Genomic DNA, 4,966 nt, shown 5'->3' on the forward strand with positions numbered 1-4,966 from the left:
TGCCATTGATGGTAGTCAAAGCAAGAGTCGTACTCATGACAACGAGACGACTGAACTAGGAGCCGTGTGAGGTGAAAATCTCATGCACGGTTCTGAATGGGAGGGGGAGATGGCAACATCTCTCTCGACCCCTAATCTGAGAAATGCGATCGACCCAAATTCTCAGGTAGTAGACGCTTCCCTAAACGGAATTATGGCAGATTTAGAGATTCGCACGGCTAATGTTACGGTTCCCAACGGCGATCTGAATATCGACGCCTATCTGGCCGAACCCGCCGAGGGCGGCCCCTATCCCGGCATCGTTGTGATCCAGGAAATTTTCGGGGTGAACGCCCACATCCGGGATGTGTGCGATCGCATCGCGAAGGAGGGATATGTTGCCATCGCCCCGGCTATCTACCAGCGCCAGGTTCCCGGGTTCGAGATCGGCTACTCGGACGAAGACATCGCACTGGGCCGCAAGTACAAGGAACAGACCAAGGCCCCGGAACTCCTGGGCGACATCCAAGCCACCCTCGATCTATTAAAAGGTCGGGAGACGGTCAAAAATGCTCATTTCGGCAGCATCGGTTTCTGTTTCGGTGGCCACGTCACCTATCTGGCCGCGACGCTGGACGATATCAAGGCGACGGCTTCTTTTTACGGGGCGGGGATCGTCACCGGAACTCCGGGCGGGGGTCCGGCTACCGTCACCCGCACGCCGGAAATTGATGGGGTGCTCTACGGGTTCTTCGGAACTGAAGATCCCCTGATTCCCAATCAAGAGGTGGATCAGATCGAAGCGGAACTGCAAAAACACGGCGTCCGCCACCGGATTTTCCGCTATCCGGCCACCCACGGTTTTTTCTGCGACCAACGGGATAGCTATAATAAAGAGGCTGCTGAGGATGCCTGGAAACACGTCAAAGAACTGTTCGCTCAAGAACTGTAAACAACTGACGGACTTGTGGCCCGAAGGGGGGTCGCCCGACGGGGGACCGGCGATCGCTCTCCTTCGGCTTCGGAAACCGTTTTTCGACGGACGACGTCTTCAGAAATCTTGAACTTGTGAGATCGGCCGGATCAGCTAGAAGGCTGCGATCGAGGAAGAGTGCGAGAGCAGGTTAGAACGTGAATTTTTGTTTTTTTGGTTTTTCCTATGACGACTCAAAATCAATCTTTTTCAATCGATGATTTTGCCAAGGCCCTGGAAACTCACGACTACGATTTACAAAAGGGGCAAATCGTGCGCGGCCGGGTATTTGAACATGACTCAAACGGCGCTTATGTTGACATCGAAGGGGGGAAATCTCCGGGATTTTTGCCGATCCGCGAGGCATCTTTGAAGGCGGTGGACGACCTTTCGGAAATTTTGCCACTGCAGGAAGAACGGGAATTTTTGATCATCCGCGACCAAAATGCGGAGGGTCAGGTGTTGCTTTCCCTGCGTCAACTGCAACTGAAACAGGCCTGGGACGAGTTGGCCGAGAAAGCCAAAAATGAAGAATCCCTGCAAGTTCAAGTGACGGGGGTCAACCGCGGCGGCGTGACGGTGGATGCGGATTCTTTGCGGGGCTTCATCCCGCGATCGCACCTCGTCCAACGGGACAATTTGGATGCGTTGGTGGGGGAAGTTTTGACGGTGAGTATACTGGAGTTGAACCGCGATCGCGAAAAGTTGGTGTTCTCCCAGCGTCTCGCCTCCGAATCCGTCTCCTTCAGCCAACTGGAAATCGGCCAACTGGTGGAAGGGACTGTCGGCAGTATCAAACCCTTCGGCGTGTTCGTGGAATTGGACGGCGTGACGGGGTTGATTCACATCAAAGAAATCAGCCAAAAATACGTCGGTTCCCTGCCGGAATTGTTTGAAATCGGCCAGACGGTGAAAGCCCTGGTTATCAACCTGGAAGAAGGGCGCCACCGGGTGTCTCTCTCCACCCGCCTGTTGGAAAACTATCCCGGCGAAATCGTCGAGAAAATGCCGGAGGTGATGGACTCCGCCGAAGCGAGGGCAGAACGGGCGAGAAAGTTGATTTCTCCTTAGAATGTCAAATCCCCCTAAATCCCCCTTGGAAAGGGGGACTTTAAAAACGATTCTCCCCCCTTTCAAAGGGGGGCTGGGGGGGATATAATCCGGGTTATCGGAAGAGTTAAATCCTCTTACCTATTGCCTATTGCCTATTACCTATTGCCTATTGCCTCCCAACACAAAAGGCAAAAGCGAGAAATTCTCACCTTTGCCCGATCGCAAAAAAGCGATTAAATTGTCGAGAGAATCCATGAATTCTCCCTACTTTCGGCGTTTGTGCGGTTTCCGGTGTACCATCGCGGCTTCCGCCGGAAACCCGACATGGGGGACCACCTGATCCTGACGTTCTTCTTCCAGCCGTTTCAGTTCGGTATAGTCAACCCAGTGGATGCAATCGACGGGACAGGTGTCGATCGCCTCCTGAATCGCATCTTCCGAATCGCCATCTTGCCGAAACACGCGCGATCGCCCGTGGTCGGGCTCGATATAGAATGTGTTTCGGGCGACGTGGGCACAGTGCTTGCAACCGATGCAGGTGGGTTCATCGACGTAAACCCCCTTTTGGCGCAGCGTACCCCCCAACTCCGGCTCGAAGCCGGAACGCTCAGGTGCATCCCGCAACACCCCGCCGAGTTCCGGTTCCAAACCCGAACGTTCCGGCGAGGTATGAGTTGATGATGCAGACCATTCAGACATTAGGCGCTCCAACGTTGGACAACTAGGCGGATCGAACCATCTTGACGATTTTGCTGTTCGGAGACTTGGAAACCCTGCTGGGTGCTGGCGCTCACGACGGTGTGGAACGCATAGCGCTGGGTGACTTTTTTCAGGAAATAATCCACCGGCCAAGCCTGTTGCCAGAACTGTAAATCCGCCACCAGTTCGTATTCCTGGCCGTTCCAGGTGAACCCGAGATCGTAGCCGTTCTCTTGTTCGATGACAACTTCGGCCGGGTGGGTTTGGCCCCGATAGCCCCGAACTTCTCGCGGTCCGGGCTTCCAGTCGATGCCCAGATCGGTTAAAGCGGCTTTTAAAGACGACAGATTGCGAATTTGCGTCTTGATTTGGCTAAAGTGTGACATAGTTGGTAAGTTTTGAATGAATTGCGTGAACAGACAAACAAGGCGGGATTTTACCAGTTGCTAAAACCCACTTGGGCAGTCGCCGTGTCAGACTGGTGATTGGCTTGGGTGAAGTATTCGGAGGTTTTCTCCTGAGTCAATACCACACCCAACTCCGCTTCGATCGCGGCTGTGACCTCGGCACAGGAGGCACCGACAATGCCGGTGACTTTCTCCTGAACTCGGCCGTCGGGATAGATGATAAACTCTAGGGTTTCCATAGCTCACACTGACTGCACGGGTGGTATAAAATGAGACCAACACCGGAGATCGAGCTTCGATGTTGGCTCCAGATCGATCAGATGGTTCTGACGCTACGCTCCAGCGATCGGGCGATCGACGGTTTCCAATTCATGAAAAACCCATGATAACTTTACAAAAGTTATCAATAGCTGAAGCAGTAGGTTCATTATATGTTAAGTTTCGCGTAGATGCCCCGAACCGTCAAGATGGGGGAGAGGGAGTCGGGAGTCGGGAGTCGAGAGTCGGGCAGATTTGGGATGGATGTGGGGGCAACCGTCTCCGGTTGCCCGCTTCAGCCAACAGGTGGCACCGGACACCCCAACTTGAGAGATAATAGAAGATTGTCCAATTTCAAGCGTCTGTCATGAGTAATCATCAGCCAATCACACATTCGGCCCGGAATCCCATGCGCGTGGGGGTGCTGGGGTTCGGCGGCCTGGGACAAGCGGCCGCGCGGGTGTTGGCACCCAAACGGGAAATGCGCTGGGTGGCGGCGGCCGATCAAAAAGGATACGTCTATTCAACCGAGGGACTCGATCCGGACCGGTGTATCGAAGTGTATCGCGATCGCGGCTCTTTGGGGGATCTCGAACCGGGCGGCACCCACAGCACCCAAAGTATCGAAGATCTGATCCGCCGGGGTTCTCAGGGGGTGGATGGTTACTTCTTGGCCCTCCCCAATTTGCCCAATACCTTTATGGCTTCGGTGGCGAAGGCGTTTATCGAGTCCGGATGGCGGGGGGTCCTGGTGGACGCCCTGAAGCGCACCAGCGCCGTCGAACAGCTTCTGGAATTGCAAGATGATCTCAATAATGCCGGGATCACCTACATGACGGGTTGCGGCGCCACGCCGGGACTGCTGACGGCGGCGGCGGCGGTGGCGGCCCAGAGTTACGCGGAAATTCATAGCGTCAAAATCACCTTCGGGGTGGGTATCGCCAACTGGGAGGCTTACCGGGCCACCATCCGGGAAGATATCGCCCACCTCCCCGGCTACGACGTGGAACGGGCCCGGGCGATGACGGATGCGGAGGTGGAGGCGCTGTTGGACGAAACCGACGGCCTGCTGAAGTTGGAAGGGATGGAACACGCCGACGATATCATGTTGGAATTGGCGGGAATTTGCGATCGCGATCGTGTCACGGTGGGCGGCGTCGTCGATACCCGCAACCCCAAAAAGCCGCTGAGTACCAACGTCCGAGTCACCGGCCGCACCTTCGAGGGGAAAATCTCCACCCACACGTTTACCCTCGGCGACGAAACCAGCATGGCGGCGAATGTCTGCGGTCCGGCCTTCGGCTATTTGAAAGCCGGGATCAACTTGCACCGCCGGGGAATTCACGGCCTGTTTACCGCCGCCGAAGTGATGCCGCAGTTCGTGCGCTAGGGTGGTTTGATATGTGCGATTCGTTCGGGAATGAAATAAGGCTGAAATGCCTGAAATAACTTCCCGGTAAGGCTTTCATCCCCTCGGATGAATATAAGGGGCATACCCCTGACCAGCCTTATAACTGTCCGTATGTTCCTAAGTTTGGTATCACAGGATACCAAATGAGGTCGGAACTCTCAGGGTCAAGAGGAGAAGTGGAGAATC

General features: G+C 55.0%; 6 protein-coding genes. 3 read left to right on the forward strand and 3 right to left on the reverse strand.

Annotation, left to right across the window (positions count from 1 at the left end):
* The first annotated feature begins 193 nt into the window (after positions 1–193).
* Complete coding sequence (locus AC0QHF_RS11885; RefSeq protein ID WP_324704433.1) at positions 194–931, forward strand: dienelactone hydrolase family protein; 738 nt, start codon at positions 194–196, stop codon at positions 929–931.
* Positions 932–1,138: 207 nt separating this feature from the next.
* Complete coding sequence (locus tag AC0QHF_RS11890) at positions 1,139–2,023, forward strand: S1 RNA-binding domain-containing protein (RefSeq protein ID WP_324704428.1); 885 nt, start codon at positions 1,139–1,141, stop codon at positions 2,021–2,023.
* A 246-nt stretch (positions 2,024–2,269) separates the two neighbouring features.
* On the opposite strand, the gene AC0QHF_RS11895 is transcribed toward AC0QHF_RS11890, so the two are convergent.
* The 3 genes from AC0QHF_RS11895 to AC0QHF_RS11905 are packed head-to-tail and all read right to left on the reverse strand — an operon-like array spanning position 2,270 to position 3,350.
* Positions 2,270–2,704, reverse strand: coding sequence for a ferredoxin (locus tag AC0QHF_RS11895; protein WP_324704429.1), 435 nt, complete (start codon positions 2,702–2,704; stop codon positions 2,270–2,272).
* Positions 2,704–3,090: a DUF1257 domain-containing protein gene (locus AC0QHF_RS11900; protein WP_324704430.1), complete on the reverse strand. Its 387-nt coding sequence runs from the start codon at positions 3,088–3,090 to the stop codon at positions 2,704–2,706. Before AC0QHF_RS11900 ends, AC0QHF_RS11895 begins: the two co-directional genes overlap by 1 nt.
* A 50-nt stretch (positions 3,091–3,140) precedes the next feature.
* Complete coding sequence (locus tag AC0QHF_RS11905) at positions 3,141–3,350, reverse strand: DUF2997 domain-containing protein (RefSeq protein ID WP_324704431.1); 210 nt, start codon at positions 3,348–3,350, stop codon at positions 3,141–3,143.
* Between the two features lie 386 nt (positions 3,351–3,736).
* Between AC0QHF_RS11905 and bioU the strand changes: the two genes are divergently transcribed.
* Positions 3,737–4,759: a (S)-8-amino-7-oxononanoate synthase BioU gene (gene bioU, locus AC0QHF_RS11910; protein WP_324704432.1), complete on the forward strand. Its 1,023-nt coding sequence runs from the start codon at positions 3,737–3,739 to the stop codon at positions 4,757–4,759.
* The last annotated feature ends 207 nt before the right edge of the window (positions 4,760–4,966 follow it).

The sequence above is a fragment of the Lyngbya sp. CCY1209 genome (assembly GCF_055795065.1).